Here is a 17328-nt window from a genome sequence, read left to right as displayed (position 1 = left end):
CTTGAGCGAGCGGTGGAAGCGCTCGTCCTTGCCGAGCGTCTGCGGGTGGCAAGGCCTGGAGTGGCTGACGGCGATGCCGGTTTCGACCAGCCAGACGGTGAGCAGCGTGAAGTTGTTGCGGCCGCCATCGCCCCAAGGCGGACCATTGTCGGTGGCGATACGCCACGGCAGGCCGTAGCGGCGGAAAGCGGCGATCAGCCGGGCCTTTACGGTTTCGGTGGTCTGATCGGCGCAGGCCGACAGCGCGACCGAGAAGCGCGAATGGTCATCAAGCACGGTGAGCGGATGCAGTCGACCGGCTCGCAAGGCGACGTGACCCTTGAAATCCATCTGCCACAGATCGTTGGGAGCTTCGTGCTCGAAGCGGATGAAAGGCTGCGCCCCGCCGCCCAACGCGCCCAGCTCGATGCCGTTGCGGCGCAAGATGCCGGTCACCGTCGAGGCTGCCGGCGTGCCGATACCCTCGCGAGCGAGCACACGCGCGATCTTGCGCCCACCCCAAGCCGGATGCGCCATACGCACCGAAAGGGCTGCCGCTTCCACCTCCGGCGCACTGCGCGCCGGGCTCGATTGCGGCCGCCGAGACTGCTCGACCAGCCCGACCTCGCCCTCGATCCGGTAGCGCGAAAGCAACTTGTGGCCGCACGTCCGGCCGATACCGAAGCGCTGGCACAGAAGGCTCACATTCGCCCCCTCTACCGACGCCAGCCTCACAAATTCCAGCTTCTGCTTCATCGCGCTTCTGTCCTCGAATGGCATCCCGAACCCCCTCGCGCAAAAGGCGCAAAACTGTTCGCGATGTCCTCGCACACCTGTTCGCGATGTCTCCGGTCCAAACAAAGGGGAGAAGGAAGGGCGTCGCGCCGCTCAACGCGATCGGATAAAATCCGCGAAACCCTGAACCGCCTCGCGCATCGCCTGCCGGTTTGCCTGCTCCGCCAAGTTAGCCTCCACCTCAGCCGGCTTCTTGCCGAGCAAGGCAATCTCCGGCTCGCCCTCAAACAGCGCGAAGGACATTGTCCGCATGATCTCGGCCAGCGCGGCGCGGGCAAACAGCGAGCGTGGCGAGGCGTGGGCCAGCATGGCGGGCTTGGCCACGGCGGCGTCGCGCGAGACCAGCCAGTCGAGCGCGTTCTTCAGCCCGCCCGGCACGCCATGGGCATATTCGGGGCAGGAGACGATGACGCCGTCGGCGCGGGTGACGGCGTCGATCAGGTCGGAGGCTTCGCGCGGCGTTCGCTCGCCCTCGTCGTCGGGGTTGAAGATCGGCAGCCGGCCAAGCCCGTCATAGACGGTGACGCGGCAGCCCTCGGGCGCGTTCAGCGCCAGGGCCGCGACCAGGGCCGAATTGGTCGAGGCCGCCCGCAGGCTGCCGGAAATGGCGAGAATCTTTAGCAAGGTAACGCTCGGGCGATTCGTCCGCGCAGGCTACCACATCGTCTGCTTGTATTCGTCGTCCAGCCAGCGGTCGGTCGCCTCGGCCGAATCGGCCAGCGCCAACTGGTCGCGCAGGATCTGGCCGAGCGTCGGCAACGTGGCGCGCTCGTACCAGCTGTCGGGCTTCCACAGATCGGAGCGCATGAAGGCCTTGGCGCAGTGCATGTAGGCCGCCTTGACGGCGACGACGATGACGCTGAGCGGCTCCTTGCCGTCGACCGCGAGGCGCCCGCGCAAAGTGGCATCCACGGTGATGCGGGCGTCGCCGTTGACGCGCAGCGTCTCGTTCATGCCGGGAATGAGGAAGAGCAGCCCGACGGAGGGGTTGCGCAGGATGTTTTCCAGCGTATCCAGCCGGTTGTTGCCGGGCCGGTCGGGGATGGCGATGGTCTTTTCGTCGATAATGGCGGCGAAGCCAGGCTTGTCGCCTTTCGGGGTGACGTCGGCATTGCCTTCGCCGTCGGACGAGCCGATCAGCACGAACGGGCTCTTGCCGATGAAGGAGCGGCAATGGCCGTCGAGCGCCTTCAATTCCTTACGGATTGAACCATCGGTCGGGCGCGGCGTCTTGTAGATCGTCCGCAGTTCCTCGTGCGTGGCGACGAATTCCATGGCTCTCCCCTTTAGTCCCTGCCTTATTTGCCGGCTTTCTCTTCGCCGCCGGCCTTGTCATCGAGTGAATGGCGCAGGATCAGCGGCATCTGGCTGAAGGTGAACAGAAGCGTGATCGGCATGATGCCCCAGACCTTGAAAGTAACCCAGGCGTCGGTGGAAAAATTCCGCCAGACAATCTCATTGACGAGGGCCAGGAACAGGAAGAACAGGCCCCAGCGGAAGGTGAGCTTGCGCCAGCCCTCGGCATCGAGCTTGAAGGCGGACTCGAAGACATAGCCGAGCAGCGAGCGGCCGAAATACAGGCCGCCGAGCAGTACGCCGCCGAACAGCGTGTTGACGATGGTCGGCTTCATCTTGATGAAGATGTCGTCCTGCAGATAGAGCGTCAGCGCGCCGAAGATGAAGACGACGACGCCCGAGACCATCGGCATGATCGGCAAGGTCCGGGTGAGCAGCCACGAGGCGATCAACGCAATCGCGGTCGCGGCCATGAACAGGCCGGTGGCGACGAAGATCGGACCGCCGAATTCGGCCAGCACGGGAAATTTCCGCGTCAGCCACTCGCCGCGCGCATTGGCGAAGAAAAAGACCAGCAGCGGCCCGAGCTCCAGCGCCAGCTTGAGCACGGGATTGATGCTTTCCTTCTTCTCTTTCTGCGGGTCGGATGGATCGCGTTCGAGAATGGGTGGGTTCATGGTTTCCTTCTAACGCACGATCCTGGCCGGAAGCCTCACTTCCGGCATCGCGCCTGTTCAAGCCACGCCAGCGATCGCCCTGGCGAATTCGCTTGCCGAGAAAGGTTCGAGGTCGTCGACCTGTTCGCCGACGCCGATGAAATAGACTGGCAATTTGTGCTTTGCCGCGATCGCCACCAAAATACCGCCGCGCGCCGTGCCGTCCAGCTTGGTCATCACCAGGCCGTTGACGCCGGCGATGTTGCGGAAGATCTCGACCTGGTTGAGCGCGTTCTGGCCGGTGGTGGCGTCGACCGTCTGCAGCACGGTGTGCGGCGCTTCGGGATCGAGCTTGCCGAGCACGCGGACGATCTTTTCCAGCTCCGCCATCAGCTCGGTCTTGTTCTGCAGCCGCCCGGCGGTGTCGATGATCAGCACGTCCGAGCCCGCTTCCTTTGCCCGTTCGAAGGCGTCATAGGCAAGGCCGGCGGCATCGGCGCCGAGTTTGGAGGCAATGACCGGCGATTTCGTGCGTTCGCCCCAGATCTTCAGCTGTTCGATGGCGGCGGCGCGGAACGTGTCGCCGGCGGCCAGCATCACCGACAGGCCGCCATCGGTCAGCTTGGCGGCGAGCTTGCCGATCGTCGTGGTCTTGCCGGTGCCGTTGACGCCGACCACCAGGATGACATGCGGCTTGTGCGACAGATCGAGCTCCAGCGATCGGGCGACAGGGGTCAGCACCTTTTCGACCTCGGTCGCCATGACGGTGCGCACGTCTGTATCGGAGACGTCCTTGCCGTAGCGGCTTGCGGCCAGCGCGTCCGTGATACGAAGCGCGGTTTCCACGCCGAGATCGGCGCGGATCAGCACGTCCTCCAGGTCCTGCAGCGTCTCCTCGTCCAGCTTGCGCTTGGTGAAGACGCCGGCGATGTTGCCGGTTAGTTCGCGCGAGGACCGGGCGAGCCCGTCGCGCATGCGCTGGAACCAGGATCGCCTCGGCGCAGGCTCCGGCGCCTTTACCGGTTCAGCCTTCTGCTCGACCTTCTTGGCAACAGTTACCTTCCCGGGCGCGGGTTTTGCTTCCGGGGCGGGTTGCGGGATCGATTGAGGCTCGGGCGCGATCTCGGCGATGACCGGCTGTGTCTCGACCGGTGCCGGCTGGCGGATGGGCGGAGCGATCTCGGCTGAAGGCGCTTCGGTCGCAGGCGCGACCTGGGAAGACGGCGCCAGCGGCGAAGCTTCTCTCTTCTCCCCGTCCCTATACGGGGAGAAGGTGCCGGCAGGCGGATGAGGGGCAGCGCCGGCTTCGGACGTTGGCTGCTCGGAGGCCGACTGGGGGGCTTCAACCGGCGACGCCGGCGGCACCTCGACCGGTGCGGGCATGTCGGCCGGCACTTCGACCGGCGCGGGTTCCGGCTGCCTTTCCGGAGGCGACGGAGCGATCTCCGGCTCGGATGGCGCGGGCGGGGTTTCTTGCGGCCGCGGCTCGGGCGTGGGCTCAGGAACCACGGGCGGCGGCGGGATCTCCTCGGGCGCGGGCGGTTCAGGCGTCTGGGGCGGGGGCGCCGGCTTCTCTTCCGGAGCAGGCTCCGGCTGCCGTTCCGGTTCCGACGGAACGGTCGGCTCCGGCGCCGGCGGAATGGTTGGGACAGGTTCGGGCTTGGGTTCCTCGGGCGCCGGTCCAGGCGCGGCTTCCGCCGCAACCTCCTCGCGCTTCAAAAACTCCGGCAGGGCCTGCTCGGCAGCCGGCTTCAGCGCGTCGAGCTGTTCCCATTTGATCGGCGGCAGCGGAGCGGTCTCGTCGATGCGCTCCTCGACCACCTCCTTCTTGCCGAACGAAAATATCTTCTTGAAAAAACCAGCCATGCTTTTGCGTTCTCAGGCGGCGCGGGCGGCAAGGGGGGCGGCTGTCAGCCTGATGCCATCGTGGCCGGTTATTTCAGCTTCGACGATCTCGCCCGGCGCGCCGGTGCCGAGTGCGGCAAGCGTGAACCCTTCGGTGCGCCCGAGGCCGTCGCGCTCGATCAGGATCGACTGGCGGCTGCCGGCCATGGACGACAGATGGCGCTGGTAGGCCGCTTCGCCGGCGGCGCGCAGCCGGGCGGCGCGTTGCTTGACCAGTTCGCGGCGAACCTGCGGCATGCGCGCGGCGGGAGTGCCTTCGCGCGGTGAAAACGGGAAGACATGGAGGTGGGTCAGGCCGCATTCCTCGACGATTTTTTCGGAATTCTCGAACATGGCTTCGGTCTCGGTCGGGAAGCCGGCGATGATGTCGGCGCCGAAGACAATGCCGGGACGGAGCTTGCGCACATCCTCGCAAAAGCGGATCGACTGGTCGCGCAGATGCCGGCGCTTCATGCGCTTGAGGATCATGTCGTCGCCCGACTGCAGCGACAGATGCAGATGCGGCATCAGCCTGGATTCGGTGGCGATGGCGTCGAGCAAGTCCTCGTCGGCCTCGATCGAATCGATGGAGGACAGCCTGAGCCGCTTCACGTCGGGCACCTGTTTCAGGATGGTTTTCACCAATTTGCCGAGCTTGGGCGCACCAGGCAGGTCGGCGCCGAAACTGGTCATGTCGACGCCGGTCAGCACGACCTCTGCATAGCCGTTGCCCGCCAGGCGCTTGACCTGCTCGACCACGGCGCCCATCGGCACCGAGCGCGAATTGCCGCGGCCATAGGGGATGATGCAGAAGGTACAGCGATGGTCGCAGCCATTCTGCACTTGCACGAAGGCGCGCGCGCGGCCCTCGATGGCGTCGACCATGTGGCCGGCGGTTTCGCGCACCGAGAAGATGTCGTTGACGCGTGCCTTTTCGGTGTCGTTGACGCCGAAATCCGGCAGCGCACGATAGGAATTGGCCTTGAGCTTTTCCTCATTGCCAAGCACGAGATCGACCTCGTCCATGGTGGCGAATTTTTCGGGCTCGGTCTGCGCGGCGCAGCCGGTGACGATGATACGCGCGGCCGGGTTGTCGCGGCGCGCCTTGCGGATCGCCTGCCTGGCCTGGCGCACGGCTTCACCGGTGACGGCGCAGGTGTTGAAGATGACGGCACCGCCGTCCAGCGCGCCGAGGCCGGCACTTTCGGCCTCGCGCCGCATCACTTCGGATTCATAGGTGTTGAGGCGGCAGCCGAAGGTCACCATTTCGATGCGGCCGGGCTGCTTCGCCACGTCGACGTCCTTGGACAGAGCCGACATCAGGCCGCGCTTTCGGTGTCGCGGACCCAGGCGCCGTTCGAAGGATCGAAGCTGCCGGAAAATTCCCATTCGGCCGCGCCGGTCAGGATGACGTGGTCGTCATCGCGCCATTCGACATGCAGCGTGCCGCCGCCAGGCGTCAGCAGGTTGACGCTGCGGCCGGTGCGCCTGGTGCGCGCGGCGGCAACGACAGCCGCGCAGGAGGCGGTGCCGCAGGCCTTGGTCAGGCCGGCGCCGCGCTCCCAGGTGCGGATGGTCATCGAATCGGGCGAGGTCACCTGGGCGATGGTGATGTTGGCGCGCTCGGGAAAAATCGGATGGTTTTCCAAGAGCGGACCGAAACGGTCGAGCTCATAAGTCCAGACGTCGTTGTCGACCCAGAAGATGGCGTGCGGATTGCCCATCGAGACAGCGGAAGGCGAATGCAGCACCGGCGCGTCGATCGGGCCGACCTGCAACTCGATCATACGGGTGTCGCGGAACTCCTCGGCCAGCGGAATGTCGCGCCAGCCGAAGCGCGGCGTGCCCATGTCGACGGAGATCGAGCCGTCGGCGTGTTCGCGGGCATTGAGGATGCCGGCCACGGTCTCGAAGGTGAAGGTCTTCTCGCCGGTCTCGGCGGCCAGTGCCTGGACGACGCAGCGCATGCCGTTGCCGCAGGCCTGCGCCCCCGACCCGTCGGAATTCAGGATGTCGACGAAATAGGCAGTGCCCGGCGTCCTGGCGTCGTGGATCGCCATGATCTGGTCGAACCGCGTCGCGGCGTCGGCATTGAGCGCGATGGCGGCCGCGGCCGTCACCCGATCCGCACGACCACGCATATCGGCAACGATGATTTCGTTGCCGATGCCGTTCATCTTGGCGAAAGGGGCCGTGCCTGCCATTGCTCCGAAAATTCCATGTCCGTTCGGCGCTATATGGCGGAAATGGGCAGGAATTACCAGTGCGCAGCGCTTTCACGGCAAAGGCGGCGGACTTACGTCACCGCGAAGACCCCAAGCAGGATCAACAGGAAGATGACGAGCACGATGCCGATGAGAATGCGCGCACCGGTGGCGGCCGCGCCGGCCAGTGCCGGCATGCCGAGCAGGCTCGCAGCGGCGGCGATGATCAGGAGAATGATGATCCATTTAAGCATGGTATGCCTCGCAAGCCGAACACATTGAAACCGGTCGAAAAACGCGGCCGTCGCGCTTGGGTTCCCGAGCTGCGAGGGGATAGCCCCTTGCGGGTGTCGTTCAGTCGGCGCCAATCGACCTGATGACCTGTGCCGGATTGCCGCCGACAAGGGTATTTGGGGGAACGTTCCTGGTAACCACCGAACCGGCGGCCACCACCGCGTTTTCGCCCACCGTCACCCCGCCGATGACAGTCGCACCAGCCGCGATCCAGACATTTCTCTCGATGGCGATCGGCTTTCCGAGCGTGACGGCGCGGCGCTGCGACGGGTCGAGCGGATGGCCCGTCGTGATGATGCTCACATTTGGCCCGATCATCACATCGTCGGCGATGTCGAGGCCGCCGATATCATAGAAAGTGCAGTTCTGATTGACGAAGACGTTGCGCCCGACGCGGATTTCGTCGCCTCCTGCCGTATAGATGGCGGGATCAGCAGGAAACTCGCGTCCACCTCCTGGCCGATGAGCTGGCTGAACAAGGCCCTGACTTCGTCCGCATCGTCGAACGTCAGGCGGTTGAGCCGGGCGGTGATCGCCATCGCCCGCCTGACATTCGCCAGCATGGCCGCCGATTCCGGCGTCCCGCGGTGAATTGTCCTGTTGCCGTCTCTGTCGGACATTTTCTTGAACCCGCCTCAGCCGGCGATCTCGACATCCGTGCTGAAGGGGGCCGTCTTGCTCGAATTCTCGTCATGCATGACGAAGTCACAGCGGTATTTGCCGGGCGGCAGGCCGGTGAGGGAGAGGTCCAGCTTGAAGAACAGTTCGCGGTTGTGCGAACGCGAGGCGACCTGCACGCGGCCGATCTTTTCGAAGGTGCCAAGTTTTTCACCGGCCTCGGAAAGGACGGTCAGGTCGACGGAGAGCGCGATCGAGCTGTTGCCGAGCCCGTCCGAGCCATAGCCGTAGCCAACCGGCTCCATGTAGAGAGCGACCCGCTCGCCTTGTTTGTACACATGGTTGGCGCGTTCACTGTAGATGCCGAAGCCGGAGGCTGTATCCACCTGCTTGACGTTCATCACGGCAAGCGGCATCGCCTTCCAGAGCGCCTCCTGGGCGCTGCCGAACTTCTCCAGCGCAGCGGCGCCATCGCCCGATTGGAGAAGTTTCTCGGCCTCGGCCGCCCGGTCGCCGATCTCGCCCGCGAAAGCCGCCGGCACCGAGACCGCCAGCGCCAAAAGACCCGCCATGATCGACTTCATCTGATTCCCCTATTCTGTCCGGGGACGACCATCAGCGAAAACCACGGCAGCGTAAACGGCCATTCTGTCGAGGCCATTAAATCCGCGGCACGTCCCAGGCCTCGCCGGGTCGCAAGGCCCGGAAATTCTCGCGCGGCACGCCTTCGGCGTCCAGCGCTTCGCCCAGTTTGCGGACCGGTTCGTCGAACGGCTCGTCAGTGAGCTGGAAAGTGCCCCAATGGCAGCCGGCGGCGAAGGCGGCGTTGCATAGTTTCATACCTTGCACCGCTTCCTCGGGATTTTGATGCTGCGGTGCCATGAACCAGCGCGGCTCGTAGGCGCCGATCGGCAGGATGGCGAAGCGGAAGCCGCCGTGTTTTTCAGCCATCAGCCGGTAGTTGATGCCGTCGTGGAAGCCGGTATCGCCGGCGAAATAGATTTTTCCGCCCGGCGTGTCGATGACGAAGCCCGCCCACAGCGCCATGCGCCGGTCGCGCGCGCCGCGTGCCGACCAGTGATGCGCGGGCTCGACATGGATAGTGGTGCCACGGCCGACATCGCGCCTGTCGCCCCAGTCATGGGCGGAAAGCCGCATGCCTGATACAGCGGCGGCGATGATGGCATCGTTGCCGAGCGGCGTCACCACCGGCGGATCGTGCTTCTCCTTCAACCGCTTCAGCGTGGCGAGGTCGAGATGGTCATAGTGGTTGTGGCTGACCAGCACGAGGTCGATCGCCGGCAGATCGCCAAAAGCGATACCGGGCGGATTGACGCGCCTGGGGCCGGCAAAGGAGAACGGCGAGCTACGCTGCGACCACACAGGATCGGTGAGGATGTTCAGCCCCGCGGTCTGGATCAGCAAGGTGGAATGGCCGACCATGGTCACGGTCAGATCGGCGCCTTCGACCGTCGCGGCCGGCTTTGCCTGGGCAAAGGGGCTCGGGCTGGACACAGGCCATTTTGAGCGTTGGCCGCTGAACTGCCATTTCAGCAGATCCTTGAAGGGGCCGGGCATTCGGCCGCCGGGATTGAAGAACAGGGTGCCGTCGAAATGGTCGCTGGGCGGGCCGCTGTAATAGCGGTTGGCGGCTCTCTGTCTCGCGGCCAATTTTGCGGCTCCCACTGGGTTGTGTTCCCCCAGAGATAGGCCGAACGCCGGCTGGCGCAAGCGTGCGCCGGCCGAGTGCCAAGGGCGGCGAAGCGGCCTCGGTTAGGATCGCGGGATCAGGAGGACAATGCCATGGCAATGAAGCGGACGAAGGCGCCCTGGATGAAAGCCGAGGATTTCGGCCGCGCGCTGCCGCGCGGCATCGGCGTCAATCTGCTGGTGTCAGACATGCAGGCGATGGAAGCCTTCTGCCGCGACGTGCTGGGCGCCCGGGTGATCTATGCCGACGAGGATTTCGCGGCCATCGAGCTTCTGGGGTCGGTCTTCATGCTGCATGCGGATCATTCCTATCTCGACAATCCGATGACAGGTGTCATCACCGGCGCCGAGACACGCGGTGCCGGCATTGAATTGCGCCTCTATGGCGCCGATCCGGACGCGGTCGAGGCGGCGGCGCTGGAACATGGCTACATTGTGCTCTCCGGCGCCGTCGACAAGCCGCATGGCCTGCGGGAGTGCTATATTGTCGGGCCGGACAGGTATGTGTTCGTCCCAAGCGCCGCGCTGGCGCAATGATTGCGATAAATTTGCAACAATCTTGCCGCAAACCCTATTTTAACCATATCGGGTTGAAATTTCGCCACCTTCTCCATCTTGGTGGAGGTGCTATTGCGCGGACGGCTTCCCCCCAGCCGGATCCGACGGAGGTTGTAATGAATTTTTCCAAAGGCGGCCTTGTGGCCGTATCCCTGGCGGCGCTCGTTGCGAGCGGCTGCTCAACCTCACGCTTCTCGTCGATGGACGATCAGCAACCGGCACCGTTGCAGCCAGCCCCCGCTGGCCAGGTGAGCTCCAACCAGCTGCCGCCGCCGGCGTCGCCCGGCACCACCGACCCTTCCCAATTCCCGACGGCGCCGGCCAACACGCAGGTCGCCTCGCTGCCGCCGGACGGCACGGCGCCAGCAGGTGCCGCGGACCTCAGCGCGGCAGCTGTCGCCGGGGTCTGGAACGTCAATGTCTCCGGCCAGAGCTGCAAGGTGGCGACGCCGCAGACCAAATTCGGCGCCGGCTTCCGCGCCGGGCCGCTGCATTGCCCGGCGCCGATCGATGGCATCAAGTCATGGAACGTCGCCGGCAAGCAGCTGACGCTTTATGATGAGAATGGCGGCTCGCTGGCGCGGCTCTATTCGTCGGGCGGCTCGAAGTTCGACGGCCAGACTTCCAACGGGCAGCCGATCTCGCTTACAAGATAGGCCAGGCGTGTCGATATTCAGGTGATGCCGCCCCGCGCATAGCGGCTCGGCCTGACCTGAATCTCAACATACCCCACCCTCTCTTGAGCATCCTGCCCTGAACAACGACGTGACCGATGCATCTGCGTGACGGCCTCCAGACCCATGCCACCGTCCGGCAGCGCTACGACCATCTGGTGGTGTCGGGCGCGATCCAACGCGATGCGGCGCAGGAAGAGATCGCCGCCGCGCTCGACCGGCTGACCGTGGAGATCTCGGCCAAGCGGCTGGCGCACAAGTCCAGTGCGCTGGGCTGGCTGTTTGCCCGCAAGCGCGAGACGCATGAGGCGGTCAAGGGTCTCTATATCCATGGCGGCGTCGGCCGCGGCAAGACCATGCTGATGGACATGTTCTTCGAGCTCTTGCCGGTGCGGCGCAAGCGCCGCGTCCATTTCAACGATTTCATGGCCGACGTGCAGGACCGCATCCAGAAGCACCGGCAGGCGCGCAAGGAAGGCACTGTCAGGGAAGACGATCCCATCCCGCCGGTCGCCAAGGCGCTGGCCGAGCAGGCCTGGGTGCTGTGCTTCGACGAGTTCTCGGTCACCGACATCGCCGACGCCATGATCCTGTCCAGGCTGTTTTCGGCGCTGTTCGCCAATGGGGTCGTGCTGGTCGCCACCTCGAACGTGGCGCCGCAAGACCTCTACCGTGACGGGTTGAACCGCCAGCTTTTCCTGCCGTTCATCGCCATATTGGAACGCCACGCGCTGGTGCTGTCGCTCGACAGCGACAAGGACTATCGGCTGGAAAAGCTCGCACGCACGCCGGTCTATGTCACGCCGGCCGATGCGGCGGCCGACCAGGCGTTGGACGAGGCCTGGCGGACGATGACGCACGGGGCACCGACATCCGAAACGTCGCTGACGCTGAAGGGCCGCAAGCTGGTGGTGCCGGCCGCCGCCGGCGACGCCGCGCGGTTTTCCTTTGCCGATCTCTGCGAGAAGCCGCTCGGCGCGCGCGATTATCTGGCGATCGCCGGCCGGTTCTCGACCGTCCTCATCGACCACGTCCCGGTGCTGGGCGAAGGCAAGCGCAACGAGGCCAAGCGCTTCATCCTGCTGATCGACACGCTCTACGACCATCATATGCGCCTGGTGGTGAGCGCAGCGGCGCCGCCGCACGCGCTTTATGTGGCCAAGCGCGGCGTCGAGGTGTTCGAATTCGAGCGCACGGCCTCGCGCCTGATCGAGATGCAAAGCCGCGACTGGCTGGAGGACTGGACCAAGCGGCGGAAGGAGAAGAGTTCGCAAAATGCGGAGGCGCGAGCCAGCTAAGCGGGTTATTGTTTTATGCAATCGCCGGCTCGCTCTAAGCCTTTGTTTTAAGCAATTCCGGACGGAAAACCGCTACGCACTTTTCCTAGAATTTTTCTAAGCGGTCTGCACTACAGTCTCTCATAGCGTTCAAGGCCAAGACGGATGCGTTGGCGTTCCGCGAACGCAAGCGCAAGAGCCTCGATCTCGAAGGAATTGGTTGCAGCGGTCCTGCCGCCCTTGGTTAGATGGACAAACCATTCGCCGCAGCTTTCGATGACCTGGATCCGGGATCTCGCATTTGCCTTGTCCGGGCTCTGCATCCAAACCTCCAGCACGAAGCCGGAAAGTACTCCCCGCCAAATCCGCTCGCAAGCGCTTGCATTGTACAGTTTTTACCATGCGGCGAACTGCTGTTGCCGATCGTTCGGCGTGCTCTAGCTTGCGCTGACGGCAAATCCTCAGGAAGCCGTAGTGGCCGACGCGGGGATCGGGCAACATGTCTTCACCGGCATCATCGCGTCGGCCATCTGCAACTCGCAGGAGAGCGAAGGTCACGTGGCGGGGCGTTCCTGTCTTGCGGGGGTCTTCGATCCCAAATCTCCGACCAGCCGATGGTATTCAAACTCCGGAGGACCGTAGGAATCCTGGGCCAACCGCAAAAGACCGTTCCGATCGCGGATCGTGACCTCTCCACGACGAGCCCGGATATAGCCATGGCTCTCGATCATCTGCAGTCCCACGGTAACGCCGGGGCGCCTGACCCCCAGCATGACCGAGAGAAATTCGTGCGTTATCAAAAGCCGGTCTCCGACAGTCCGGTCGCCGCACATCAGAAGCCACCTGGCCAGCCGAACCTCCAGGCTCCGCCGCGCATTGACGGACGCAGTGTAACTTGTCTGGATGTGAAGATATTGTACATACCGAAGCAGGAAAGCGCGCAGGGTACCGCTGGCTCGCAAGGCTTCGACGAACGGGTCGACGCCGATGCGAACCGCTTCGCATGTCGATTGGATATAACAATCAAAAGCCGCCTGGTCGTCTCCCATGATCAGGGCAGAGCCGGTCATTCCCTCAAAGCCGATTATCCCGACTTCGGCCTCGGTTGTCGCCGACGTCCTGGCCACGACGGATGCCAGCCCACTTTCGATAAAATAAACGAAGTCGATCTTTTGACCTGCCGTCTCCAAAGGCGCCCGCAGCTCAAGAAAGACGCTCTCGAAATGCGGTTGAAGCAGCGAAAGATCGTCCGGGCTCATCCGCCGCAACAATTCGCTCTTGGCCCGAAGCGCGCTTTGATCCAACCATCTCTCCACCGGGCAAGAGAGCACTGGATCTCTCGGCCGTCGGCGCCCGTTCGTGAGCCGACGATGACGGGTTGTAGACCTTGCCGCACGCACAGCACTAGGCAAGCCACCACCTTGGTATGAAAGCGACAGTTACTGTTACAGAATTCCTGGAGCTATCCATTCCTTGCCGCAATGCGAGCTTCACGGAGGATAGAGCCACGGTCGAGCCCAACCAGCGATACTATTTCGCGTATCTGCTGCTCGGTGGCGCCGGATATTCGAGCGAGTTCGCGTACGGCCTCTGCCGTCAGACTGGGACGTTCCGGTTCACTAACCATGCCATCCTATGCCTCGTATCGGGCAGGAGTGCGATGGTCGCTCCCAAGCGTCAGGGCCCTTTGTCGTGCTGCTGACGATTCATCTCTGTACGCTTTCGGACGGAGATAAGCGAGTCAATTAAGTCCCTGCTGAGCCTTTGAGAGAAGCCCAGCCTCGCGGCCAAGTCGTGAAAAGGGCGCATGCCGGGCCCTTTTCACGTGCGGGGGAACTACCAGCCCTGCATGCTGTACCAGTCGTCAACGTCGCGGCGAACGCGGTCTTTCTCGATGCCGTAGCGTTCCTGGATCTTGCCTTCGAGCTGGTCGCGCTTGCCGGCGATCCGGTCGAGATCATCGTCGGTGAGCTTGCCCCACTGTTCCTTGACCTTGCCCTTGACCTGCTTCCAATTTCCTTCGACGCGGTTCCAATCCATGGCGGTCTGTCTCCTGTTGATCACAGTGCCAAAACGGGCGATCTACTCCGAGGTTCCGGTCGAATCTTTTTTGCCGAACGCCCCGACCGGTCGCCTTAGGGTCGTCAGGCTCATCGGCGCGCCTACAGCCGATAGACATACATTACAAAGGTCTCCGCCTCGTCATGGGCGCGCGCTTCATAAAGCGCGCGGGCGGGCAGATTGTCAGGTTCGATGCCCACCCAGGCTCTTCGCAGCATGCTCCCTGCCGAGAGCGAACATCGCGTCGAGCATTTTGCGTGCAATCCCCTGGCGCTGGAAGGCCGGCGACACGCCGACCTCGTCGATATAAAGTTCGGTCGGCTTGTCCGGGTGGCGGTGGATGACCGTCGCGCATTGGCCGACGATAACGCCCCCGGCCAGGCCCACGATCATGAAATGGCCCGATTGAGCGAGATAGCTGGCTAGATGATCGGCCCGCACCGGTTCCTCGAACACGTCGTCGGCAACCCGCATCACAAGGTCGTCATCGCCGGGATAGAGTCTTCTGATCTCGACCGTCATTGTATAAATTCTCCCAAGTCGGCTTACAAATTTTGACGTTTACGTAAATCCCAAGCGCTCTAACCGATTGAAAATGCAGGGGTCGAAATAATCGTTTGAATTTATTCCGTACCGGAGCTATTGGGTGCGGCGAAATCTGCGGTTCCCCCGCTGCATTCCGGCCTCTTCCTCGACGCCGTGTTGGCGCCGTCACTGACAAAGGGAAATCATCCTCACATGGCACGCAACAAGATAGCGCTTATCGGCTCTGGCATGATCGGCGGCACGCTCGCCCACATGATCGGCCTCAAGGATCTCGGCGACGTGGTCCTGTTCGATATTGCCGAGGGCATCCCGCAGGGCAAGGGGCTCGATATCGCGCAGTCGTCGCCGGTCGATGGTTTCGACTCCCGGCTGACCGGCGTCAACGACTATGCCGGCATCGAGGGCGCGGACGTCTGCATCGTCACCGCCGGCGTGCCGCGCAAGCCAGGCATGAGCCGCGACGATCTGCTGGGCATCAACCTCAAGGTCATGGAACAGGTCGGCGCCGGGCTGAAGAAGTACGCGCCGAAGGCCTTCGTCATCTGCATCACCAACCCGCTCGACGCCATGGTGTGGGCACTGCAGAAGTTTTCCGGCCTGCCCAAGACCCATGTCGTCGGCATGGCCGGCGTGCTCGACAGCGCGCGCTTCCGCTATTTCCTGGCCGAGGAATTCAAGGTCTCGGTCGAGGACGTCACCGCCTTCGTGCTCGGCGGCCATGGCGATTCCATGGTGCCGATGATCCGCTATTCGACGGTGTCGGGCATTCCGCTGCCCGACCTGATCAAGATGGGCTGGACCTCGAAGGAAAAGCTCGACCAGATCGTGCAGCGCACCCGCGACGGCGGCGCCGAGATCGTCGGCCTCCTGAAGACCGGTTCGGCCTACTACGCGCCGGCGGCTTCGGCGATCCAGATGGCGGAATCCTACCTCAAGGACAAGAAGCGCGTGCTGCCGTGCGCGGCGCACCTCTCCGGCCAGTATGGCGTCAAGGGCACCTATGTCGGCGTTCCCGTGGTGATCGGCGCCGGCGGTGTCGAGCGCGTCATCGAGATCGACCTCAACAAGGCCGAGCAAAAGATGTTCGACGCGTCGGTGGCGACGGTGCAGGGCCTGACCGAAGCCTGCGTCAAGATCGCGCCGCAACTCGCCTCGAAGTAACCCGTCCAAAGTCACCCCCGGCAAACGACCTGGAGATAGTTCCCGATGAACATCCATGAATATCAAGGCAAGGCGCTGCTGAAGAGCTTTGGCGCGCCGGTGGCCGAAGGCGTGCCGGTGTTCAAGGCGAGCGAGGCGGAAGCCGCCGCGCAAGCGCTGCCTGGCCCGCTCTATGTGGTGAAGAGCCAGATCCACGCCGGCGGCCGCGGCAAGGGCAAGTTCAGGGAACTCGGCCCCGACGCCAAGGGTGGGGTCAGGCTGGCGAAGTCGGTCGCCGACGTCGTCGCCAACGCCAACGAGATGCTCGGCCACACGCTGGTGACCAAGCAGACCGGCCCGGCCGGCAAGCAGGTCAACCGCCTCTATATCGAGGACGGCGCCGACATCGAGCGCGAGCTCTATCTCTCGATCCTGGTCGACCGCTCGGTCGGCCGCATCGCCTTCGTCGTCTCGACCGAGGGCGGCATGGACATCGAGGGCGTCGCCCACGATACGCCGGAAAAGATCATCACCGTCGCCATCGATCCGGAAAAGGGCGTCACGGCGGACGACGTCAAGGCGCTCAACGGCGCGCTGAAGCTCGACGGTGACGCGGCCAAGGATGGCGGCACGCTGTTCCCGATCCTCTACAAGGCCTTTGTCGAAAAGGACATGAGCCTGCTCGAGGTCAACCCGCTGATCGTCATGAAGAACGGCCGCCTGCGCGTGCTCGACGCGAAAGTGTCGTTCGACAACAACGCGCTGTTTCGCCACCCCGAACTGATGGAACTGCGCGACACGACCGAAGAGGACGAGAAGGAGATCGAGGCGTCGAAATACGACCTCGCCTATGTCGCCCTCGACGGCAATATCGGCTGCATGGTCAACGGCGCCGGCCTCGCCATGGCGACGATGGACATCATCAAGCTCTATGGCGCCGAACCCGCCAACTTCCTGGACGTCGGCGGCGGCGCTTCGAAGGAGAAGGTGACGGCGGCGTTCAAGATCATCACCAAGGACCCGGCGGTGAAGGGCATCCTGATCAACATCTTCGGCGGCATCATGAAGTGCGACATCATCGCCGAGGGCGTGATTGCCGCGGTCAAGGAAGTCGGCCTCCAGGTTCCGCTGGTGGTCCGCCTGGAAGGCACCAATGCCGAGCTCGGCAAGAAGATCATCAACGACAGCGGCTTGAATGTCGTGTCGGCCGATGATCTCGACGATGCCGCCAAGAAGATCGTGGCGGCGGTGAAAGGCTGAGCGGATGCCTCCGCGCAAGATAAACCTCGTCGAAGCGGCGGATCGGACCATCACCAAGGTCTTCGATCCGCATGTCGCCGGCGACGTCAATGACAGCCAGGCCAAGGTTGCCAAGTTCGGCGAGGCCTTCGACTGGCATGCGCATGACAATGAGGATGAAGCTTTTCTCGTGCTGCGGGGCAGGATCGCCATCGATTTTCGCGACGGGCCGGTCGAGCTTGGCGAAGGCGATTTCATCGTCGTGCCACGCGGCGTCGAGCACCGGCCGCGTTCGCTGACCGCGGAGCCGGTGGTGCTGATGTTCGAACCGGCGACGACGCTCAACACCGGGAATGCCAAGAGCGATCTTACCGTCACCGATCTGAAGCGGCTGTGA

21 protein-coding genes are annotated in these 17328 nt (G+C 63.8%); 7 read left to right on the top strand and 14 right to left on the bottom strand.

The window, feature by feature from the left end; genetic code table 11:
• The 9 genes from FJ948_RS28210 to FJ948_RS30835 form a co-directional block, all read right to left on the bottom strand.
• Nucleotides 1-735, bottom strand: a 735-nt coding sequence (locus FJ948_RS28210) for a DDE-type integrase/transposase/recombinase (protein ID WP_181173861.1), incomplete at its 3' end; no start/stop codon positions are given.
• Between the two features lie 132 nt (nucleotides 736-867).
• Complete coding sequence (locus FJ948_RS28205) at nucleotides 868-1398, bottom strand: NADPH-dependent FMN reductase (protein ID WP_140710264.1); 531 nt, start codon at nucleotides 1396-1398, stop codon at nucleotides 868-870.
• Between the two features lie 30 nt (nucleotides 1399-1428).
• Entirely contained in the window at nucleotides 1429-2049 is a 621-nt protein-coding gene (locus tag FJ948_RS28200; protein ID WP_140710262.1) for a pyridoxamine 5'-phosphate oxidase family protein, read from the bottom strand.
• Nucleotides 2050-2072: 23 nt separating this feature from the next.
• Entirely contained in the window at nucleotides 2073-2747 is a 675-nt protein-coding gene (locus tag FJ948_RS28195) for a septation protein A (RefSeq protein WP_140710260.1), read from the bottom strand.
• A gap of 57 nt (nucleotides 2748-2804) precedes the next feature.
• Nucleotides 2805-4592 (bottom strand): signal recognition particle-docking protein FtsY, encoded by a 1788-nt coding sequence (gene ftsY / locus FJ948_RS28190; RefSeq protein ID WP_140710258.1) that lies wholly within the window; start codon nucleotides 4590-4592, stop codon nucleotides 2805-2807.
• A 12-nt stretch (nucleotides 4593-4604) separates the two neighbouring features.
• The gene (gene mtaB, locus FJ948_RS28185; RefSeq protein ID WP_140710256.1) at nucleotides 4605-5930 is read right to left on the bottom strand and encodes a tRNA (N(6)-L-threonylcarbamoyladenosine(37)-C(2))-methylthiotransferase MtaB; all 1326 of its coding nucleotides are present in this window, start codon (nucleotides 5928-5930) and stop codon (nucleotides 4605-4607) included.
• Nucleotides 5930-6814, bottom strand: coding sequence for a diaminopimelate epimerase (gene dapF, locus FJ948_RS28180; RefSeq protein ID WP_140710254.1), 885 nt, complete (start codon nucleotides 6812-6814; stop codon nucleotides 5930-5932). Before dapF ends, mtaB begins: the two co-directional genes overlap by 1 nt.
• Before the next feature lie 92 nt (nucleotides 6815-6906).
• Entirely contained in the window at nucleotides 6907-7068 is a 162-nt protein-coding gene (locus FJ948_RS28175; RefSeq protein ID WP_140710252.1) for a DUF1328 family protein, read from the bottom strand.
• Between the two features lie 100 nt (nucleotides 7069-7168).
• Entirely contained in the window at nucleotides 7169-7411 is a 243-nt protein-coding gene (locus tag FJ948_RS30835; RefSeq protein WP_246677645.1) for a DapH/DapD/GlmU-related protein, read from the bottom strand.
• On the opposite strand from FJ948_RS30835, the gene FJ948_RS30830 reads away from it, so the two are divergent.
• Nucleotides 7388-7699, top strand: a complete 312-nt coding sequence (locus FJ948_RS30830) for a hypothetical protein (protein WP_246677644.1) — start codon at nucleotides 7388-7390, stop codon at nucleotides 7697-7699. The genes FJ948_RS30835 and FJ948_RS30830 overlap by 24 nt on opposite strands.
• A gap of 44 nt (nucleotides 7700-7743) precedes the next feature.
• Here FJ948_RS30830 and FJ948_RS28165 read toward each other — a convergent pair whose 3' ends face one another.
• Complete coding sequence (locus tag FJ948_RS28165; RefSeq protein ID WP_140710250.1) at nucleotides 7744-8310, bottom strand: hypothetical protein; 567 nt, start codon at nucleotides 8308-8310, stop codon at nucleotides 7744-7746.
• A gap of 76 nt (nucleotides 8311-8386) precedes the next feature.
• Nucleotides 8387-9397, bottom strand: coding sequence for an MBL fold metallo-hydrolase (locus FJ948_RS28160; protein ID WP_140710248.1), 1011 nt, complete (start codon nucleotides 9395-9397; stop codon nucleotides 8387-8389).
• A 132-nt stretch (nucleotides 9398-9529) separates the two neighbouring features.
• Between FJ948_RS28160 and FJ948_RS28155 the strand changes: the two genes are divergently transcribed.
• From FJ948_RS28155 to zapE, 3 genes are all read left to right on the top strand, one after another.
• On the top strand, nucleotides 9530-9973 hold the full coding sequence (locus FJ948_RS28155; protein ID WP_140710246.1) for a hypothetical protein: 444 nt from the start codon (nucleotides 9530-9532) through the stop codon (nucleotides 9971-9973).
• 137 nt (nucleotides 9974-10110) lie between these two features.
• The gene (locus FJ948_RS28150) at nucleotides 10111-10650 is read left to right on the top strand and encodes an AprI/Inh family metalloprotease inhibitor (RefSeq protein ID WP_140710244.1); all 540 of its coding nucleotides are present in this window, start codon (nucleotides 10111-10113) and stop codon (nucleotides 10648-10650) included.
• A gap of 116 nt (nucleotides 10651-10766) precedes the next feature.
• Complete coding sequence (gene zapE / locus FJ948_RS28145) at nucleotides 10767-11966, top strand: cell division protein ZapE (protein ID WP_140710243.1); 1200 nt, start codon at nucleotides 10767-10769, stop codon at nucleotides 11964-11966.
• A gap of 533 nt (nucleotides 11967-12499) precedes the next feature.
• On the opposite strand, the gene FJ948_RS28135 is transcribed toward zapE, so the two are convergent.
• From FJ948_RS28135 to FJ948_RS28125, 3 genes are all read right to left on the bottom strand, one after another.
• Nucleotides 12500-13249 carry a Crp/Fnr family transcriptional regulator gene (locus tag FJ948_RS28135; RefSeq protein WP_140710239.1) on the bottom strand — a complete coding sequence of 250 codons (750 nt, stop codon included), beginning with the start codon at nucleotides 13247-13249 and terminating at the stop codon, nucleotides 12500-12502.
• Nucleotides 13250-13781: 532 nt separating this feature from the next.
• Entirely contained in the window at nucleotides 13782-13985 is a 204-nt protein-coding gene (locus tag FJ948_RS28130) for a CsbD family protein (RefSeq protein ID WP_112564507.1), read from the bottom strand.
• A 204-nt stretch (nucleotides 13986-14189) separates the two neighbouring features.
• Nucleotides 14190-14528, bottom strand: a complete 339-nt coding sequence (locus tag FJ948_RS28125; protein WP_246677643.1) for a GNAT family N-acetyltransferase — start codon at nucleotides 14526-14528, stop codon at nucleotides 14190-14192.
• 216 nt (nucleotides 14529-14744) lie between these two features.
• On the opposite strand from FJ948_RS28125, the gene mdh reads away from it, so the two are divergent.
• Genes mdh through FJ948_RS28110 form a run of 3 tightly spaced genes read left to right on the top strand, consistent with a single transcriptional unit; the run spans nucleotide 14745 to nucleotide 17328 of the window.
• Nucleotides 14745-15713 (top strand): malate dehydrogenase, encoded by a 969-nt coding sequence (mdh, locus tag FJ948_RS28120; protein WP_140710237.1) that lies wholly within the window; start codon nucleotides 14745-14747, stop codon nucleotides 15711-15713.
• A gap of 45 nt (nucleotides 15714-15758) precedes the next feature.
• A complete protein-coding gene (gene sucC, locus FJ948_RS28115; protein WP_140710235.1) occupies nucleotides 15759-16952 on the top strand; it encodes an ADP-forming succinate--CoA ligase subunit beta in 1194 nt (397 codons plus the stop codon).
• A gap of 4 nt (nucleotides 16953-16956) precedes the next feature.
• A complete protein-coding gene (locus tag FJ948_RS28110; protein ID WP_140710233.1) occupies nucleotides 16957-17328 on the top strand; it encodes a cupin domain-containing protein in 372 nt (123 codons plus the stop codon).

Source organism: Mesorhizobium sp. B2-3-12, from assembly GCF_006442205.1.
Classification (GTDB): Bacteria; Pseudomonadota; Alphaproteobacteria; order Rhizobiales; family Rhizobiaceae; genus Mesorhizobium.
This window is presented reverse-complemented; position numbering and strand designations above follow the sequence as displayed.